Source organism: Rubrivirga sp. (assembly GCF_965213695.1).
Classification (GTDB): Bacteria; Bacteroidota; Rhodothermia; order Rhodothermales; family Rubricoccaceae; genus Rubrivirga.
Window position 1 is genome coordinate 2,445,500 of sequence record NZ_OZ243912.1, and the last position, 17,166, is coordinate 2,462,665.

General features: G+C 73.5%; 15 protein-coding genes. 3 read left to right on the plus strand and 12 right to left on the minus strand.

Annotated features, from left to right (window positions below):
* The first annotated feature begins 19 nt into the window (after positions 1 to 19).
* Positions 20 to 949, plus strand: a complete 930-nt coding sequence (locus tag ACOOHE_RS10810; RefSeq protein ID WP_420454093.1) for an oxidoreductase — start codon at positions 20 to 22, stop codon at positions 947 to 949.
* A gap of 6 nt (positions 950 to 955) precedes the next feature.
* Here the strand turns inward: ACOOHE_RS10810 and ACOOHE_RS10815 are convergent, their stop codons facing one another.
* From ACOOHE_RS10815 to ACOOHE_RS10840, 6 genes are all read right to left on the minus strand, one after another.
* Positions 956 to 3,040, minus strand: a complete 2,085-nt coding sequence (locus ACOOHE_RS10815) for a prolyl oligopeptidase family serine peptidase (protein WP_420454094.1) — start codon at positions 3,038 to 3,040, stop codon at positions 956 to 958.
* A 458-nt stretch (positions 3,041 to 3,498) separates the two neighbouring features.
* On the minus strand, positions 3,499 to 4,116 hold the full coding sequence (locus ACOOHE_RS10820; protein WP_420454095.1) for a peptidoglycan recognition family protein: 618 nt from the start codon (positions 4,114 to 4,116) through the stop codon (positions 3,499 to 3,501).
* A gap of 34 nt (positions 4,117 to 4,150) precedes the next feature.
* Positions 4,151 to 4,894: a LytR/AlgR family response regulator transcription factor gene (locus ACOOHE_RS10825; protein ID WP_420454096.1), complete on the minus strand. Its 744-nt coding sequence runs from the start codon at positions 4,892 to 4,894 to the stop codon at positions 4,151 to 4,153.
* The gene (locus tag ACOOHE_RS10830; RefSeq protein WP_420454097.1) at positions 4,891 to 5,991 is read right to left on the minus strand and encodes a sensor histidine kinase; all 1,101 of its coding nucleotides are present in this window, start codon (positions 5,989 to 5,991) and stop codon (positions 4,891 to 4,893) included. Before ACOOHE_RS10830 ends, ACOOHE_RS10825 begins: the two co-directional genes overlap by 4 nt.
* A 551-nt stretch (positions 5,992 to 6,542) precedes the next feature.
* Positions 6,543 to 7,307 carry a hypothetical protein gene (locus ACOOHE_RS10835; protein WP_420454098.1) on the minus strand — a complete coding sequence of 255 codons (765 nt, stop codon included), beginning with the start codon at positions 7,305 to 7,307 and terminating at the stop codon, positions 6,543 to 6,545.
* Positions 7,308 to 7,311: 4 nt separating this feature from the next.
* Positions 7,312 to 9,510, minus strand: coding sequence for a TonB-dependent receptor (locus tag ACOOHE_RS10840; RefSeq protein ID WP_420454099.1), 2,199 nt, complete (start codon positions 9,508 to 9,510; stop codon positions 7,312 to 7,314).
* A 163-nt stretch (positions 9,511 to 9,673) separates the two neighbouring features.
* Between ACOOHE_RS10840 and ACOOHE_RS10845 the strand changes: the two genes are divergently transcribed.
* A complete protein-coding gene (locus tag ACOOHE_RS10845; protein WP_420454100.1) occupies positions 9,674 to 10,780 on the plus strand; it encodes a prephenate dehydrogenase/arogenate dehydrogenase family protein in 1,107 nt (368 codons plus the stop codon).
* A gap of 70 nt (positions 10,781 to 10,850) precedes the next feature.
* Positions 10,851 to 11,198: a phage holin family protein gene (locus ACOOHE_RS10850; protein ID WP_420454101.1), complete on the plus strand. Its 348-nt coding sequence runs from the start codon at positions 10,851 to 10,853 to the stop codon at positions 11,196 to 11,198.
* Between the two features lie 119 nt (positions 11,199 to 11,317).
* On the opposite strand, the gene ACOOHE_RS10855 is transcribed toward ACOOHE_RS10850, so the two are convergent.
* From ACOOHE_RS10855 to ACOOHE_RS10880, 6 genes are all read right to left on the minus strand, one after another.
* Complete coding sequence (locus ACOOHE_RS10855) at positions 11,318 to 12,178, minus strand: hypothetical protein (RefSeq protein ID WP_420454102.1); 861 nt, start codon at positions 12,176 to 12,178, stop codon at positions 11,318 to 11,320.
* 192 nt (positions 12,179 to 12,370) lie between these two features.
* Positions 12,371 to 13,399, minus strand: a complete 1,029-nt coding sequence (locus tag ACOOHE_RS10860) for a YsnF/AvaK domain-containing protein (RefSeq protein ID WP_420454103.1) — start codon at positions 13,397 to 13,399, stop codon at positions 12,371 to 12,373.
* Positions 13,400 to 13,473: 74 nt separating this feature from the next.
* Entirely contained in the window at positions 13,474 to 14,043 is a 570-nt protein-coding gene (locus ACOOHE_RS10865) for a YsnF/AvaK domain-containing protein (protein ID WP_420454104.1), read from the minus strand.
* Positions 14,040 to 14,609, minus strand: coding sequence for a PRC-barrel domain-containing protein (locus tag ACOOHE_RS10870; protein WP_420454105.1), 570 nt, complete (start codon positions 14,607 to 14,609; stop codon positions 14,040 to 14,042). Before ACOOHE_RS10870 ends, ACOOHE_RS10865 begins: the two co-directional genes overlap by 4 nt.
* Before the next feature lie 51 nt (positions 14,610 to 14,660).
* Positions 14,661 to 15,191 (minus strand): hypothetical protein, encoded by a 531-nt coding sequence (locus tag ACOOHE_RS10875; RefSeq protein WP_420454106.1) that lies wholly within the window; start codon positions 15,189 to 15,191, stop codon positions 14,661 to 14,663.
* A gap of 364 nt (positions 15,192 to 15,555) precedes the next feature.
* Positions 15,556 to 17,154 (minus strand): AbgT family transporter, encoded by a 1,599-nt coding sequence (locus ACOOHE_RS10880; protein ID WP_420454107.1) that lies wholly within the window; start codon positions 17,152 to 17,154, stop codon positions 15,556 to 15,558.
* Between the last annotated feature and the right edge of the window lie 12 nt (positions 17,155 to 17,166).

Sequence of the window (17,166 nt, forward strand, 5' to 3'; positions counted from 1 at the left end):
CGTCCCCTCCCCCCCTCCCATGGCCGACGTTGTCTCCTGGTCTCTCCAGACCCTCCCCCGCCAGCGGGGCCGCACGGCCGTCGTGACCGGCGCCAACTCGGGCATCGGCCTGGAGACGACGCGCGGGCTGGCGGCGCTCGGCGTCCGCGTCGTGATGGCGTGCCGGAGTCTCGACAAAGCGCACGCCGCGGCCGACGACGTCCGCAAGAGCTTGCCCGGCGCCGACCTCGACGTCCGCGAGCTCGACCTGGCCGACCTCGCCAGCGTCGCCGCCTTCGCCGAGACGTTTTTGGAGGGCGACCGGATCGACCGGCTGGTCAACAACGCCGGGGTGATGGCGCTGCCCGAGCGGAAGGAGACGGCCGACGGGTTCGAGATGCAGTTTGGGACCAACGTCCTGGGCCACTTCGCGCTCACGGCTCGCCTGTTGCCCAACGTTTTGGCCGCGCCCGGCTCCCGCGTCGTCTGGCTGAGCAGCATCGCCCACCGCGACGGCCGCCTGCGCCTGACCGACTTGCAGAGCGAGGACCGCTACGACCCGTGGGCGGCCTACCGCCAGAGCAAGCTGGCGGACCTCATGCTGTCCATCGAGATGCAGCGTCGGCTGGCGGCGCGCGGCGAGGACACGGTCAGCGTGGCGGCCCACCCGGGCGTCTCGGCGACCGCGCTCAGCGACGACATGATGGAGGGCAAGCCGATCCTGAGCGCCGTGTTCGGCGCCCTCTCCAAGGTGGCCATCATGCCCGCCTGGCGCGGCGCCCTCCCGACGCTGGTGGCCGCGGCCGGCCACGACCCCCAGCCGGGCGGCTACGTCGGCCCCGACGGGTTCCGCGAGATGCGCGGCGACCCGGCGCCGGCCGAGATCGCGCCGCGAGCCCTCGACCCCGTCGCCGCGCGCCAGCTCTGGGACGCCTGCCAAACGCTGACCGGCGTCGAGATGCTGTCCTGACGCCGGCTACTCCCCGCTGAGCTGGCGCCAGAGGTAGCTGTAGATCGACGCCCACATGGTCGCCTGCTGGGCCGGCGTGACGCCCGACCCGTGGCCGCCCTCGGTGTTCTCGACGTAGTCGACGGGCAGCCCCATCGCCTCCATCCGCGCGGCCATCTTGCGGGCGTGGCCGGGGTGGACCCGGTCGTCCCGCGTGGTCGTCGTGAAGAGGGGGCGCGGGTACGTGACGCCCGAGCGGAGGTTGTGGTAGGGCGAGTACCGGGAGATGAACGCCCAGTCGTCGGGGTCGTCCGGGTCGCCGTACTCGGCCATCCAGCTGGCGCCGGCGAGCAGCGTGTGGTAGCGGCGCATGTCGAGGAGCGGGACCGAGACCACGACGGCCTCGAACAGCTCGGGCCGCTGCGTCATCGCCGCGCCGACGAGCAGGCCGCCGTTCGAGCCGCCCCGGATGCCGAGGTGCTCGGGCGAGGTGAGCTTGCGGTCGACGAGGTCTTCGGCGACGGCCAGGAAGTCGTCGAAGGCGCGCTGGCGGTTCTCGCGCTGGGCCGCGCGGTGCCACGCCGGGCCGAACTCGCCGCCGCCCCGGATGTTGGCCACCACGTAGGCGCCGCCGCGCTCGAGCCACAGCTTGCCCGTCATGCCGCTGTACGACGGCGTGAGGGCGATCTCGAAGCCGCCGTAGCCGTAGAGCTGCGTCGGGTCCGAGCCGTCGGCCTCCATCGCCTCGGGGCCGACGACGAAGTACGGGACGCGCGTGCCGTCGGCCGAGGTGGCGTGGTACTGGCCGACCGTCAGGCCGCTCGCGTCGAACTCGGCCGGGAGCTGGCGGACCGGGGCGACGCCGTCGTCGTCCGCGAGGGTTAGCGTCGTCGGCTGGAGGAAGGAGCTGTAGGCGAAGAAGAACCGGTCGTCGGTGTCGCTCGTCGTCACCACGTCGACGCTCCCCATCGGCGGGACCTCGACGGTCTCCCCCACCCAGCCTCCCTCACGGAACCGGAACCGGCGGAGCTCGCCGGACACGTCGTCCAGGAGCGACACCAGCAACGTGGTCCGGGTGGACGCCGTCGACCGGACCGTCTGGCGCTCCGTCGGGGCGAAGACGACGTCGAAGTCGCGGTCGCCGCCGAGGAACGCCTCGTAGCCGATGGCCAGGAGCGCGCCCTGGGGGAACGTCCGCCCGGCGACGTCCCACTCGGACCGGAGGTAGACCGTCAAGTGGTCGCCGACGAGCCCGGGGTCGGCGTCGAGCGGGAGGTCGAGGCGGACGAAGGCGCCCCCCGCCTCCGCGGGGGCAGGCTTGTGGAGGACGTAGGTCGAGCCCTGGAAAAAGCTGGGCCGGTGCGAGATCACCGGGACGACCTCGTCGCCTCGGCGGAGCGAGCCGGCCCACGCGCCCATGTCGGTCGGCTCGGCCTCGAACACGGTCTCGGCGTCGGCCAGCGGCGTCCCCCGCCGCCAGCGGCGGACGGTGCGCGGGTAGCCGGAGGTCGTCATCGAGCCCTCGCCGGTGTCGGTCGAGACCAGCAGCTCGTCGCGGTCGATCCAGGCGACGGCCCCCTTCGACTCGGGCAGGAAGAACCCGTCCTCGACGAACGCCCGGGTGGCCAGGTCGAACTCTCGGGTCTCGACCGCGTCGGCACCGCCGCGCGACAGGCGGACCAAGCAGCGTTGGTAGTCGGGCGCGAGGCACGAGGAGCCCCCGAACGCCCACGCCACGCCCTCCGCTTGGCCGAGCGCGTCGACGTCGAGGAGCGTCTCCCAGTCGGGCTCGTCGGAGAGGTAGCTGGCCCAGGTCGCCCGGCGCCACAGGCCGCGCGGGTTGTCGTCGTCGGTCCAGACGTTGTAGAGCCAGTCGCCGCGGATGGAGGGGTACGCGATCCGGTCGTCCGACGTCAGGATGCGGAGGGCGTCGGCGTAGAGCGCGTCGTAGCCGGGCTCGGCCTGGAGCGCGGCGGCGGTCGCGGCGTTGTGGGCCTCGACCCAGGCCATCGCGCGCTCGCCCTCGACGTCTTCGAGCCACTGGAACTCGTCGGCGGGCTGGGCGGAGAGGCCGGAGGCGGCGAGGGCAGCAAGCACGAGCAGGCGTCGCATGGCGGTGGGAGCGGACGGCCGAAGGTAGGCTCGGGTCGGGCCGCTTCTCCCCCGCTTTCCGGCGGGCCTCCGCTCCCGGCTGGGAACGCTGGCTGCGCCGACGCTTCGCGGCGTCCCCCTTGGCAAGGGCAAAGCCGCCACGTTCTCTGCCGACTACGCAAATAAGACGAGTCATCCCCGCGAAGGCGGGGATCCAGGGTGACGAGCGCGGAGGTCCACGACGCGCCGAGAGGCCGCCGGGAGGGAGCCGGCCCCGCCTTGGGCCCCCTCCGTCGCGCGGGCGCTCGCCGTGAGGGGCGTTCCCGGGACTCTGGGTCCCCGCCTTCGCGGGGACGACGCTGTAGGGGAGACGGTGCCCGATGGCGAAAGCCACCCCTTGTCAGCCTTCAAGGGGAACAGTCCGTCCGCCCATGAGCGGAGCGATGGGCGCGCGGGTGGGAGGTCCGGCGGCGAAGAGTCTACCGCGCGTCGGCGATGGCCTGGCGGAGGTCGGGCAGGCGGCGGATGAGCGAGGACCCGGGGCACACCGTCTGGCCGACCGCGCGGTCGCCGTGGCCCGCGAGCGCGTCGGCCGGGACGTCCCACCGCCGGGCGAGCGCGACGACGAGCCGGGTCAGGTTGTCGAGCTGGGCCGCGGTCGGCTCGGTCTCCTCGAAGTTGCCCTCGACCACGACCTGGATGTGGCCCGCCAGCGAGTAGTCCGTGTTGGTGTCGCCCTCGTACCGGACGTCGCGGGCCTCGACGACCGTCCCGTCGTGCGCGACGTAGTAGTGGTACGGGACGTCGGGCCAGGCCACCTTCGGGCGGCCGTCGCCGAGCGTGTCGGCGCGCTGGGAGAACGCCTGGAGGCTGCGGAGCTTGTCGGCATTCGACCGCTCGGGGTCGACGGTTGTGGCCGTGTGGTGGATCGTGATCGTGTCCGGCGTGTGCGGCCGCATCGGGCCGACCGGGTCGGCGGCGCCCCACTCGGCGCGGGAGAGGGTCGGGAGGTCGGCCGGCAGGCCGTTGTCGGCGGCTGGCTGCGAGCCGGCGCACGAGGTGAGGGCGAGGGCGAGGAGGAGCAGGGCGGACCGCATGGCTCGGGAAAGAGAGCTGCCAGGATACGCTGGGCTACAGCACCCGCCGCCGGATCTCGTCCGCGTACGTCCGGCTGACGCGGACGCGGTGGCCGCCGTCGAGTAGCGCTTGGTACCCGCCGCTCCCGTCGCTCTCGAGCTGGCGGAGCGCGTCGAGCGCCACGAGCGCCGAGCGGTGGACGCGGACGAACCGGCCCGGCGGCAGCCGCCGCTCGATCTCGCCGATCCCGACGCCGGCCACGAGCGACCGGCCGGTCGTGTGGAGCGTGGCGTAGTTGCCCTGGGCCTCGACCCAGACCACGTCGTCCATGGCGACGGCCACCAGCCGGTCGCCGGCGCGGACGAGCACGCGGTCGGTGCGGAGCGCCTCGCTGGCGGCCCGGGCGTCGGCCGGGTCGAGGGCCCGCCGCGTCCGGGCCCGCTCGACGGCGACGGTCAGCCGCGACCGCGTGACCGGCTTCAGGAGGTAGTCGACGGCGCCGGTCTCGAACGCCTGGACGGCGTGCCGGTCGAACGCGGTCGTGAACACGACGCGCGGCAGCGCCACGCCGCGCGCCGCCAGCCGCGCGAGCACGCCGAACCCGTCGAGCCGCGGCATCTGGACGTCCAAGAAGAGCACGTCGAGGTCGCGCGTGGCCTCGACGAGGGCGACCGCCTGCTCGCCGTCGGCCGCCTGGCCGACGACCTCGACGCCGCCGAGGTCGGCCAGCAAGTCGGTCAGGAGCGCGCGCGCCGGCGGCTCGTCATCGACCAGGGCGACGCGCAAGACCTCGCTCATGCCGGGACCTCCTCGGCCACCGGCGCCGGCAGCCGGAACGTGACCCGCCACCCCTCCGGCCGTCGGTCCACGCCGAGCCCGGCCGAGGGGCCGAACAGGAGGCGGAGCCGCTCGTCCGTGTTCGCGAGCCCGACGCCCGTGCCCGGCGCGCTCTCGCCGCCGTCGGCCCCGGAGTCGGCGATCTCGACGCGGGCGTGGTCGCCGTCACGCGCCACCTCGACCCGGACCTCGCCGCCGCCGGGCGACGGGGCGATGGCGTGGCGGACGGCGTTCTCGACGAGCGTCTGGATCGCCAGCGGCGGGACCGGCGTGTCGAGCAGCGACGGGTCGACGTCGACGCGGGACGCCAACCGGCCGCCCATCCGGGCGTGCTCGAGCGCGAGGTAGGCGCGGACGAAGGCGACCTCGTCGGCGAGCGGGACCAGGTCGCGGTGGCCGGCGTCGAGCGCGTACCGCATCAGGTCTGCCAGCCGGCCGATCGTCTCGCGCGCCAGGTCCGGGTCGCGGCCGACCTGGGCGCTGACCGTGTTGAGCGCGTTGAACAGGAAGTGCGGGTTGAGCTGGGCGTGGAGCGTGCGGAGCTCCTGCTCGCGCGCGAGACGCTGGACGGCCTCGCCCCGGACCTGGCGGAGCCGTCCTCGGCGCGATGCCTCGACGGCGTGGTAGATCGCGAACTGGGCGACGTAGGCGATAGCGATGCCGAGGGCGATCCACCCCGCCTGCGCCCGGACCGCCTCGAATGCGTCGGAGCCGCCGAGTCTCGTCCACGCCAGCAGTGCCCCGGTCACGGCGGTCGTGTAGAGGGCTCCGCCCAGCGCGTGCGCCGCGATCACGTGCGAGAGCGGCCGCTCGGCCATTCCGCGCACGATCAGCCGCCACGCCGGGACGCTCAGCACGCCCATCAGCACGGCTGAGCCCAGCTGGCTGGTCAGCGAGTACCGGAACGGGACGCCGGAAAAGGCGGTGACGGCCAGGGCGTACACGACCGCGTAGGCGGCCCACGCCGCGCTCGCCAGCGCCACGCCGCGCCCGGTCAGACGGGCCGGCGGGAGCGGTGCCGAAGAGGAGGGGCGAGGCGCGGAGACGGGGCGGTTCACAGCGAGAAAGCTAGGGCCGGAGGATCGCGGTCCCCCTTCAGAGACCGTTCGGCGAATGAGATCGGGTCCCCTCTCCACCCCCTGGGGGGAAGGGCGAGGGGTAGGGCGGGCGGTCGAGGCCACGCCTGGAGCCCGTCGAGACGCTCCGGCCCCTCACCCTGTCCCTCCCCCAGGGCAGGGCTGCTACGTCCCGTGGCGGATGCACGAGTCCCTGTAGTCATTGGCTGGCGCCGTCGCTTCGCGGTCCCGCGCAGGCGGGGATCCAGGGAGGCCAAGCATGATGCCGCACGAGTCTTAGATTCTAATTTGCGCGGGAATGATTTCACTTGTTTGGTCGTGGATCGAGAACAGGTCTGAGACCTTAGCGGCCCTGCTCTCCCTAGAGAGGGGACCTCGCGAGCAGCGCCGAGACTTCGCCGAACAGCTTCTTATACGGGATCGCGGAGAAAGCCGTGCACTCTCCTGCGAGGTCCCCTCTCCCCGAGGGAGAGGGACAGGGTGAGGGAGAATCGGGAGAGGCACTCATGCACAGCGAACTCTCCGACTCCGTGTTACTCGCCGAGCGAGTCGAGCCACGGGCGGAGCTTGAAGCGGACGAACGTCGAGTTCGGGTCCAGCCGCTCGGCCGTCTCGATGGGCCCGCGAGCGGCCTTGGCGTCGCCCCGCATGAGGTGGGCCAGGCCGAGCCAGGCCGCCGCGTCCGCGTGGCCCCACGTCGGAGCCGCCGGGTCGCCGGGGTCGCCGGCCGCCTCGAAGGTGGCCACGGCCGACGCCAGCAACTCGACCGCGCGCTCGGGATCTCCGCCCCACTCGGGCGGGGTGTTCAGGAGCGTCGCGGCCTGAAAAAACTGGACACGCGGGTTGCCGGGCGCCAGCCGCGCGGCCTCGGCCATCGCCTGCTGGGACGCCTGCCCGAGCTGCATCCCGAGCGACGGGTCGAGCCCGATGCGGGCGCCGAGCAAGCCGGACTGGAGCGCGGCAGCCTCGGCGCGCAGATCGTCCGAGTCGGCCCGACGGCGCAGGTCGGCGAGCGCGTCGGCACCGAGAGCCGCGTGCTCGCTCGCGCGGTCGGGGTCGTTCCCCCACAGGGCGTAGGACAGCCGGAAGTCGGCGAGGGCGGTGTAGTAGGTCGCCCATCCCGCCGGGCCGTCGCCAGCGGCGGCCAGTTGGAGGGCGGCGCGGGCGCCCTGGAGCGCGTCGACCGAGCCGTCGAGCGTAGCGGCGTCGAGCGCGCGACGGCCCTGGCTCAGCAGGTCGTCGGACTGGGCGGCGGCGGGGAGCGCCAGAACGAGGGCGAGGAGAAGAAGGCGGGCCATGGGATCAGCGGGAGGTGAGGATCAGGGAGGCGCCGACGTAGACCGAGCGCCGGTACGGCGAGGTCTCGAGCGTGCGCGTGGCGTAGTCGGGCGAGTAGGCGTAGCCGCTCGCATTCGCTCGGTCGAGCGCGTTGTCGACGGCGCCGAACAGGACGAGCGAGCCGCGCCGGCCCAGCGGGAGCGTGTAGCTGGCGGCGGCGTCGAGGCGGAGGGTTGCGGGGAGCGTCTCGCTGCCGAGCGCCCCGTCGACCGGGTAGAAGAAGGCGCCCTCGGCCGCCGGCACGGCCCCAACGACCGGCGTGACGGGCCGCCCCGCCCCCGCCCGGAACCGGCCACTGACGGAGAGCCCGCCCGCGAGTCGCGCCTTGCCGACGACGTTCAGCGAGTGGCGGACGCCGAACGGCGGCGGGCCTTGGGCCAGCGTCGCGGATGTGCCGTCGCGGCGGACCTGCGTCCGGCGGGCGTCCAGAAGCGAGTACGAGGCCCACCCACTCAGCCGCGAGGCCCCGACGGAGCCCCATCGCGCGAACAGGTCGAGCCCGCGCGCCCAGCCCGTGCCAACCGAGCCGTAGACCGTCCCGGACCGCTCGACCGCGAGCCGGCGGTAGTCCTTGGCGTAGGCCTCGGCGCGGACGGTCAGCGGGCCGCGCTCGTGCAAGACGCCGGCGATCCAGTGCGTCGCCCGCTGAACGCGGAGGTCGGACACGTCGGAGACCGTCGCCAGCGAGATCGTTTCGAGGTCGGGCGCCTGGCTGTACAGGCCCGTCGCGAACCGGAGCCGCGTCGCGTCGTCGAGCGCGACGAACAGGCTGAGGCGCGGGTCGAGCACGACCGCGTCGAGGGCCGAGTGGGCGTCGGCGCGCACGCCGGCCGTCGCGGCGACGCGGCGCGAGAGCTGGGCCTCGGCCTCGGCCCACGCCCCGCCACGCGCCCCGCGAGTGACCTCGTCGAAGGCGACGGTGGCGGCGTCGGGATCCGACACGTCGCCGGCCGTGAACGCGCCCTCGATGGCCGACCGCCGGGCGTCGGCCTCGGCGCCGAGGTGGACGACGAGCCGGCGCGACACCTCGCGCTCGGCCGTCGCCCGGAGCGCCGTCGAGCGGTCGGACGGCCGCAAGCGGAACGCGCCGAGCGCCTGCTCGCTCCGGTGCCGCGCGTGCGACGCCGTCGCCGCGAGCGCCCACCCGCCCCGGAGGTCGGTCCACTCGACGAGCCCGAGCCCGCCGGCCGACGCGCTCTCGAACAGGCCGGCGAACGACGGCTGGTCGAGGCGGAGGCTCAGCCGGTCCGCCCCGCCCATCGCCAGCGCCTTGACGCGGCCCGCCCGGCCGACGGGGACCGCCAGCAGCACGCTCCCGTCGGTCGAGCGCGGGGCCGTCACGAACTCGTCGCCGCGGCCGTTCACCCAGAACAGCGCGTCGGTGAACGACCGGTTGCCGGCGACGCGGAGCCCGCCCGGCCCGACGGTCACGTCGGCGCTGGCGGAGGCGGCGGCCAGGCTCAGCGACACCGTCTGGCCGTCGCGGGTCGGCTCGTCCTGGGAGTCGAGGGCGAGGACGCCCGAGAGCGCGTCGCCGTAACGGGCCGAGAAGCCGCCCGTCGAGAACCGCGTCCCGCTCACGAGCCAGGGCGAGACGGCCCCGAACGTGCCGCCCGTCGGCGACTCGTAGCGGTACGGCTGGAGCAGCCGCGCGCCGTCGAGCAGGACGGACGTCTCCTCGACGTCGCCGCCGCGGACGAAGAGGCCGGCGCCCTCCTCGGCCTCGGTCAGCCCGGGGAACGAGCGGATCGCCTGGAACAGGTCGGCCGCCGCGCCCGGCGTCGTGACCACGTCGAGCGGGCTCAGCCCGGCCACCTCGCCGCCCGAGACGAAGGCGTCGGCCGAGACGACGGCGCGGCCCAGGTCGAGCAGCGCCTCCCGCAGCACGAACCGGACGACGGCCGTGTCGCCCGGGGCCAGCGTCACGGCGCGCGTCGCCGGCTCCGACCCGACGCGCGTCGCCCGGAGCGTCCGCCGGCCGGTCGCCTCGGTGGCGAAGTGGAACCGACCGTCGGCGTCCGTCACGGCCCCCTGGCCCGCCCCGACGAGCAAGACCGAGGCGTAGGCGACGGGCCGGCCGTCGCCGTCGACCACGTCGCCCGCGACGACGGAGGGCTGGGCGTGGGCGGCGAGCGAGAGGAGCAGGAACGCGAGCGGACGCATGGCGGGGGAGGCGGCGAGATCACGCTACGGGGCCGAGTCCGCATCCGACGGCCCGACGTGACGAACCGCGTCGGCGCCGGGCGAGCCGCAGCCGGGGCGGACGAACCGCGGCCACACGGAGGCCCAGCCCCGTAGACTCCGGGCCCGTCTCCCCTCCCGCCCCATGCCCTCGCAGCCGCCCCTCCCCCCGCCCGATGTCGGCCGCGTCGCCGTCATCGGGACCGGGCTGATCGGGGGTTCGGTCGCGCTCGCGCTCCGGGACCGCCGGCCCGCCGTCGAGGTCGTCGCGTTCGACCGCGACCCGGCCCAGCTCGCGCTCGCCGTCGAGAGCGGCGCGGTCCGGGCCGCCGGGTCGCCGGCTGCGGCCGTGGCCCAGGCCGACGTCGTCGTGCTGGCCGTCCCCACCGGCTCCGCCCGGTCGGCCCTGTCCGAGATCGCGTCGTCGGTCCGGCCCGGCGCGCTCGTCACCGACGTGGCCTCGGTCAAGGGGCCCGTCGGGGCCGCCGCGCGCGAGCTGTTGCCGGACGGCGTGGCGTTCGTCGGGGGCCACCCGATGGCCGGCGCCGAGCGCGGCGGGATGGCCCACGCCGACGCGCTCCTGTTCGAGAACGCCGTCTACGTGCTCACGCCCGACGGCCCGGAGGTCGACCCGCGCGCCGTGTGGCTGGCGGAGTCCGTCGGTGCCCGGCCCGTTCTGCTCACGGCCGCGCGGCACGACGCCGTGGTGGCCGCCGTGAGCCACCTGCCCCAGCTCGCGGCCGTGGCCTTGGTCGGGCTCGCGGCCCAAGCCGGCGACGACGCGCTCGCCCTCGCGGCCGGTGGGTTCCGCGACATGACCCGGATCGCGAGCTCGCCGTTCGGGATGTGGGGCGACATCCTGGTCGCCAACCGCGACGCCGCGCTCGGCGCGCTCGACGGCTACACGGCCCGCCTCGGCGCCCTCCGCGACGCCGTCGCCGACGGCGACCTCGACGCCCTAGCCGACACCTTCGAGCGCTCGGCCACGACGCGCGCCGCGATCCCGTCCCACTCGAAGGGGTTCCTCGCGCCGCTCGCCGAGGTCACGCTGTGGGCCGAGGACCGCGTCGGGTTTCTTGCGTCGGTCACGAGCGCGCTGGCGGACGCCAACCTGAACATCAAGGACATGGAGTTGCTGCGCGTGCGCGAGGGCGAGGGCGGCGCCTTCCGCCTCGCCTTCGCCGACGGCCCGACGGCCGACGCGGCGGTCCGCGTCCTCCGAGCGCTCGGGTTGCGAGCCGAACGCCGATGACGCCGGGTGGCCGAGCCCTGAACCCGACACGCGGTCCCGGCCGTAGGGGGCGGACGCTCCCCCCGCCCCCATGAAGCTCCTCGTCCGCTGGCTCGCCAGCGCCATCGCCCTGATCGCCGTCTCGTACCTCGTCCCCGGCGTCGTCGTCGCCGGCTTCGGCGCCGCCCTCGTCGCCGCGCTCGTGATCGGTCTCGTCAACGCCACGCTCGGAGCGGTGGTCAAGTTCTTCACGACGCCGCTCCGCTGGCTCACGCTGGGCCTGCTCACGCTCGTCATCAACGCGGGCCTGTTCTGGCTCGCGACCGAGATCGTCGACGGGGTCGAGGTGACCGGGGTCGTGCCGGCGCTCGTCGGGTCGCTGGCGTACGGGCTGATCGCCGCCGTCATCCAGAGCGTGGTCGGCGTCCGGGGCGAGTAGCCCGGCCCGACGTGAGTCCGCCCGCCCCGGAGACCGGAGCGGGCGGAGACGAGCGGCCGGCGCGGAGCGCTCGACCGAGTCGCGGGGCCACCCCCAGACGGGGCGGCCCTGTGACCGGGCTACTGCTTCGAGAAGTCGCCGCGGTCGTTGACGACGACGACGAACCGGCGGGACTCGGCCGCGGCCAGGTCCGCCTCGGCCAGCGTCGACGACCCGCGCATGCCGCGCTGGAACGCCTTGACCTCGCCGCGGATGTTGACCACGTCACCGACGTCGACGTTGAACGCGCCGTCGGACCCGGTGCCCGGCCCGCTCTGGCTCTCGCCGAGCGACTCCAAGACCACGAGCACGCGGTCGGCGCCGTCGCCGAGGTAGAACGTGCTGTCGCCGGCGAGCGCCGTCACGCGGACACCGTCGAGCTGGACGGGCCGGCCGGCCATCTCGGCGAGGTCTCCGCGGAGGGCCGCGAGGCCGGTCGCCTCGGCCATGTCGCCGTCGGCCATGTCACCGTCGGCCATCGCGTCGCCGTCCAAGATGGTCAGGCTGGTGGCGCGGACGTACTGGTCGCCGACCATGGCCGCCTGGTCCGCCGTCAGGCCCCACGGGGTAAGGTCGGCCGGCGTCGGCTCCATCGAGCCCACGATCGAGAGGTGCTGGCCGGGGGTGACGTCGTAGCGACCCTCGGTGGCGTCGCCTGGCGTGGGCTCCTCTTCGAGGTAGACGAGGGTCTCGTCGGTGCCGCCCTCGGTGGGCGCCACGAAGAACGTGTTGTCTCCGACGACGCGGGTGACCCAGACGTCCGACAGGTCCAGCGCGGCGACCGGCACGACGGCCTCGACCGGGTCGGTGGTCTCGACGATCTCGTCGTCGTCGCCGAAGGCTTCGAGGAGGAACCAGATGAGGCCGGCCAGCAGGAGCAGGCCGAGGAGCCAGAGCCACCACGGGGTGGTCTTGGTGTGTTCGACGGGGATGTTCGCCATGAGAGTGAGGGGGTGAGTGAGAGAAGGGGAGCGCCTGGCGGGGCGCGAAGCCGTCGTACGGGTGGGTCCCGGGGAAGGGTCCCTAGCGGCCCGCCAGGGCCCTTCGGGTGCGCCGGCCAGGGAGCCGCGACGCACAGCGGGCGCGAGGGCCGGAGCCCCCGCGCCCGCCGGCGGAGTCAGTCGAGGCAGCCGCTAAACGGCCGCCTTCGCCTTGTTGTACCCGTGGCGGACGGCGTCCTTAAAGTCGTCCCAGACGCTGTCGTCGCCGTCGTGGTACCGAGCCGAGTAGTCGGACCGGAGGTCGTTCTCGACGGCGCTGTAGTCGCGGTCGCCGTACGTCTTGCCCGCGGCGTAGCCGTAGGTGTAGGCCGGCTCGTAGTCGCCGTAGGACCGGCCGGTCGACTTGTACGTCGTGTCGTAGTGCGAGCGGAACTGGTCGGCCCCGCCCATCTCGCCGGCGAACCGCTCGACCTCGACGCGCGTGCGCCGGACCTCGCCGCCGACCGTCTCCTCGCGGACGTTCACGTCCTTCCCGACGGCGACCTCGCCGGTCACCTGAGCCGTCTTCTCGACGACGGCCTCCTCGTCGCGCTCGACGAGCTCGACCGTCTTCTCCTGGAACACGGCGTCGGCCTCGTCCGGCGTCAGGTCGCGCGTCACGTTCGCCCGGTCGACGACGATCTCCTCGTCGCGGAGCCGGAGCGTCTCCTCCTCGACGTCGGTCTCGACGTACTGGTGGACGCGGACGCCGCCACGGACGACCTCGCGCTTGCCGATCTTGAGGTGCTCCTCGATCTCCTGGAGCCGCTGCTTCGACTGATCGGCGTAGCGGTTCCGGTTCTCGGTCATCTGGGCGGCCGAGTACGTCGCGCTCTCGTCGTAGTCGGCGAGGTAGTCCTCCTGGCGGTCCTCGTAGCGGACCGGGTTGTGCCGGGCCATGATGTCGACGGCCCGGTCGACGTCGGAGTCGTGGACCCGGGCGATCACGATGGACCCGCCGCGGCGGACGCCTTCGGAGTAGAACCGGGACTCGTCGTCGGAGACGCCGTAGCGGCCGAGGGCCTCGGTCGAGGTGTCGTCGACGTCGTAGCGGGTGGCTTTCCCGTCCTCGGCGGACGAGAAGCGGAGGTGGTCCTCGCCGAAGCCGGCGGATTCGAGGTCGTTGAGGACGCGGGTGGCGGTGGTGCGGTCGTCGTAGAGACCGACAATGGTCTTGGCCATGGGGAGAGGGGTGGGGTGGGATGAGACAGAGAGAAAAAAGAGTCGAGCAGAGCCGGCCGGGGCCGGGGCCGTCGTTAGACGGCGTCGCCATCAGCGTCGACCGGCGGGAGCCGGTCGACCTCGACATGCTGGCGGCGGAGGGGGACGGAGGCCGGCCCGGGGACCGGCTCGCGCCGGGTCGTCAGGCGGACCTCCTCGCGGAGGACCAGCCGCCGCTCGACGACCAGGACCTCTTCGTACACCGGGATCACGACGACGCCGTCCTCGTCGCGGACGCCCTCGGGGGCGGTGACCACGCGGCCGACCGGGACCCGCTCGACGTCGACGGTCTCCCGCCAGCCGCTCGCGTGGATCGGCTCGTCGCGCGTCTCGGTGACCACGCGGGCCCGGACGCGCCCGGTCTCCCGCGTCCGCGTTCGCACGTCGACGTGTTCTTCGGCCTCGACCAGGACGGCGGGGCCGTCGGTGTCGAGGTCGGCAAACACGACGTCGGCCGTGAGCGAGGCGCCGTCGCGGCGGACGAGGGACTCGGGCAGATCGGCGACGGCCCCGCTGGGGAGCCGGACGCGGACGCGCCCGCCGGTCTCGTCCTCGACCGCGCCGGGTTGCCCCGCACGGTCGAGGATGACGGCGTGCTCGGTCACCGGTTCGCGTGCTGGGCCCGGGTGTACCCGTAGCGGACGGCGTCGCGGTCGGCGTCGAAGTCGCGGTCGGCGTAGGCCGTGCCGTAGCCGGTGCGGAGGTCGTCCTCGGCGTCGACGTAGGCCCGGTTGCGGTACTCGTCGTCGTGGGCCGTCTCGTAGCCGTAGCGGTACGCCGGGGCGTAGTCGTCGTACGACCCGGTCCCGTAGGACGAGGCGTGGTGCGTCTGGAAGGCGTCGACGTGGGCGTCGTAGTCGGGGTCGTCGACGTCGACACGCCGGACGACCTTCCCGTCGTCGTAGACGCGGACCTCCTCGTCGACGTCGTCGCCGACGACGGACGTGAGGTAGACGACGCCGTCGCCGATCGAGATGTCGCGGGCCGGGTACTGCGTCCCGTCCTCCAGGACGATGGCGTCGACCCGCTCCTTGTCGGTGTTGACGATCATGGTGTCGACGGTGCCCACGGGCGAGCCGTTGGCGTCGACGGCGCGGTAGCCGCGGACGTCCTGGTCGTCGGGGAATTCCAGCTTCCAGTCGCCGGTGTCGGAGAGTGCGATGCGAGACATGAGTCAGAGAGGGGAGTGATTGGGAAGGGAAGGTGGGAACGGCGAGGGGCGCTACTGGCCGACCTCGACGTTGTCCATGTCGGCCTCGAGGATCTCGACGTCGTCGCCGTCGACCCGGATGATGTCCGCGTCGGGCGTCATCGCGTTGAGGTCCGCGTCGGGGATGCCCATGTTGGCGAGGTCCATGTCGCCCAGCGGGCCGAGGTCGCCGCCGGTGAGCGACACGCGCTGGCCGGGGTTGATGTCGACCTGGCCTTCGATGCCGGCGGCGTCCGGCGAGGCCTCCTGGTCGAGGACGACGAGCGTCTCGGCGGCGCCCGGCGCGTCGCTCTCGGCGACGAAGAAGGTCCGGTCGCCCGTAACGCGGGTGACGTAGAGGTTGCTCAGGTCGAGGCCCGCGGCGATGGGGGCGACGTCATCGACGACCTCGACGTCGTCGCCCACGTAGGCGTCGTCGACCTCGCTTTCGTCGTCGGAGAGGGCGTCGACCAGGAACCAGAGGAGCAAACCGAGCAGCAAGAGGCCGAGGAGCCAGAGCCACCACGGGGTTCCACCAGTGCGTTCGACAGGAATGTTGGCCATGAGATAGGGAGGGTCGTCAGAGAAGGGGGCACCTGGCGAGGTGCGTGTCCGTCTTACAGGGAGGGCCCCGGATAGGTCCTCTCGCGCTGTGAAACCTCCTTGCATTGGATCTCAGTGGGGGTTTTCCCCATCCCCTTGACAGGGTTTCACCCATCCCTCTCCCTTCCCGGTCTAGAGACCGGAGCCTCGGCGCCCACGGTCTTTTGACCCCGCAGAGACGGCCGCACGGCCGGGCCCCCCTCGCACGCACGGCCGCGCGCGGCGTCGTTGAGAGCGGCGTCGCCCAGCCCCGGACGGCCTTGCCCGGTGGACGCGGCGGCCGAGCGCCAGCGCCCGGGCCGAGTCCCCGAGGGCGCCAGCGGGGTCAGTTCGCCTCGGGGGTTGTGGCTCCCCCCGGGAGGACGTACTCGACGCCCGCGCCGGGCCCGAGCGGGATGTCGAACGCCACCCACAGCCCGACGAGCACCAGCCCCACGACCAGGAGCCCGAACGAGTACGGCACCATCAGAGCGGCCAGGCTCCCCAGCCCGAACCCCTTCACCCACCGCTGGCAGAAGATCAAGATGAGCGGGAAGTAGACCATCAGCGGCGTGATGATGTTGGTGGCCCCGTCGCCCACGCGGTAGGCCGCCGTCGTCATCTCGGGGCTGATGCCGACCAGCATCAGCATCGGGACGAGGACGGGCGCCAGCAGCGCCCACTTGGCGCTGGCGGAGCCGACGAACAGGTTGATGAGGCCCGTGAACAGCACGATCAGCATGAGCAGGATCGGCGTCGGGAGCGCCATCTGCTCCAGCCCGTTCGCGCCGTGGACGGCCACGATCAGCCCGAGGTTGGACCAGTTGAACATGGCCACGAAGTGGGCCGCCACGAACGCCAGCACCAAGTAGTAGGCCAGGTCCTCCATCGCCCCGGACATCATCTTGACGATGTCGCGGTGGCTCTTCACCACGCCGACGGCCGCGCCGTAGACCCAGCCCGCCGCCAGGAAGAGCACGAAGAAGGCGGCCACGAGCGACCGGTAGAACGGCGACAGGCGCGCCTCGGGCGTCGCCGCCTCGTCGATGAGCGGCGTGCCCGGCCCGAGCGTGAAGAACGCCCACACCGCGACGACGGCGAGGGACGCGAGCCCGGCCCACCGCAGGCCCTTCCTCTCGTCCGCCGTGATCGCCTGGTCCGCGTCCGGGTCGTCGACGTGGTCGCCCTCTGGGGCGTAGGCGCCGAGGCGCGGCTCGATCACGCGGTCGGTGACGTACCAGATGACGGGGATGGCGACCCAGACCATCGCCGCGATAAAGTACCAGTTGCCGGCGATGTTGGCCTGCCACGCCGGCACGATGGTCTCGACGGCCTCCTGGGTGATCCCGAACAGGAGCGCGTCGAGCTGGCCCGGGAGCAGGTTGGCCGAGAACCCACCCGAGACGCCCGCGAACGACGCCGCGATGCCCGCGATGGGGTGCCGCCCGGCCGCGTGGTAGATCACGGCCGCGAGAGGGATCAGCACCACGTAGGCCGCGTCCGCCGCCAGGTTGCCCATCATGGCGACGAGCGCGACGACCGGCGTGAGCAGCAGCGTCGGCGCGTTGCGGACGGCCGCCCGCATGGCGGTCCCGAACAGGCCCGTCCGCTCGGCGACGCCCGCGCCCAGCATCACGACGAGGACGTAGCCGAGCGGGTGGAAGTGGGTGAACGTCGTCGGCATCTCGACCCACAGCCGCTGGACGTTAGCCGCCGACAGCAGGCTCTCGGCCGCGATGAGCAGCGGCGCCCCGTCGTCGCCGACCGCCGTCGGGTGCAGCGCCGACCAGTCGAACCCGGCGGCGACCAGGCTGATCACGATCAGCCCGACGATGAGGTAGAGGAACAGGAAGACGGGGTCGGGCAGCCGGTTGCCGACCCGCTCGATCCAGCCGAGGAGTCCGGAGGTGGGCGGCGACGGGGCGGGCGTCGAGGTCGTGCTCATCGTGGGGGGCGT

What these genes read in the sequence shown, in the direction of transcription:
- ACOOHE_RS10850 (WP_420454101.1), top strand. Translation starts at nt 10,851, where the DNA reads ATGAAGCTCCTCGTCCGCTGGCTCGCCAGCGCCATCGCCCTGATCGCC.
- ACOOHE_RS10845 (WP_420454100.1), top strand. Translation starts at nt 9,674, where the DNA reads ATGCCCTCGCAGCCGCCCCTCCCCCCGCCCGATGTCGGCCGCGTCGCC.
- ACOOHE_RS10860 (WP_420454103.1), bottom strand. Translation starts at nt 13,399, where the DNA reads ATGGCCAAGACCATTGTCGGTCTCTACGACGACCGCACCACCGCCACC.
- ACOOHE_RS10825 (WP_420454096.1), bottom strand. Translation starts at nt 4,894, where the DNA reads ATGAGCGAGGTCTTGCGCGTCGCCCTGGTCGATGACGAGCCGCCGGCG.
- ACOOHE_RS10840 (WP_420454099.1), bottom strand. Translation starts at nt 9,510, where the DNA reads ATGCGTCCGCTCGCGTTCCTGCTCCTCTCGCTCGCCGCCCACGCCCAG.
- ACOOHE_RS10870 (WP_420454105.1), bottom strand. Translation starts at nt 14,609, where the DNA reads ATGTCTCGCATCGCACTCTCCGACACCGGCGACTGGAAGCTGGAATTC.
- ACOOHE_RS10855 (WP_420454102.1), bottom strand. Translation starts at nt 12,178, where the DNA reads ATGGCGAACATCCCCGTCGAACACACCAAGACCACCCCGTGGTGGCTC.
- ACOOHE_RS10810 (WP_420454093.1), top strand. Translation starts at nt 20, where the DNA reads ATGGCCGACGTTGTCTCCTGGTCTCTCCAGACCCTCCCCCGCCAGCGG.
- ACOOHE_RS10880 (WP_420454107.1), bottom strand. Translation starts at nt 17,154, where the DNA reads ATGAGCACGACCTCGACGCCCGCCCCGTCGCCGCCCACCTCCGGACTC.
- ACOOHE_RS10820 (WP_420454095.1), bottom strand. Translation starts at nt 4,116, where the DNA reads ATGCGGTCCGCCCTGCTCCTCCTCGCCCTCGCCCTCACCTCGTGCGCC.
- ACOOHE_RS10835 (WP_420454098.1), bottom strand. Translation starts at nt 7,307, where the DNA reads ATGGCCCGCCTTCTTCTCCTCGCCCTCGTTCTGGCGCTCCCCGCCGCC.
- ACOOHE_RS10815 (WP_420454094.1), bottom strand. Translation starts at nt 3,040, where the DNA reads ATGCGACGCCTGCTCGTGCTTGCTGCCCTCGCCGCCTCCGGCCTCTCC.
- ACOOHE_RS10875 (WP_420454106.1), bottom strand. Translation starts at nt 15,191, where the DNA reads ATGGCCAACATTCCTGTCGAACGCACTGGTGGAACCCCGTGGTGGCTC.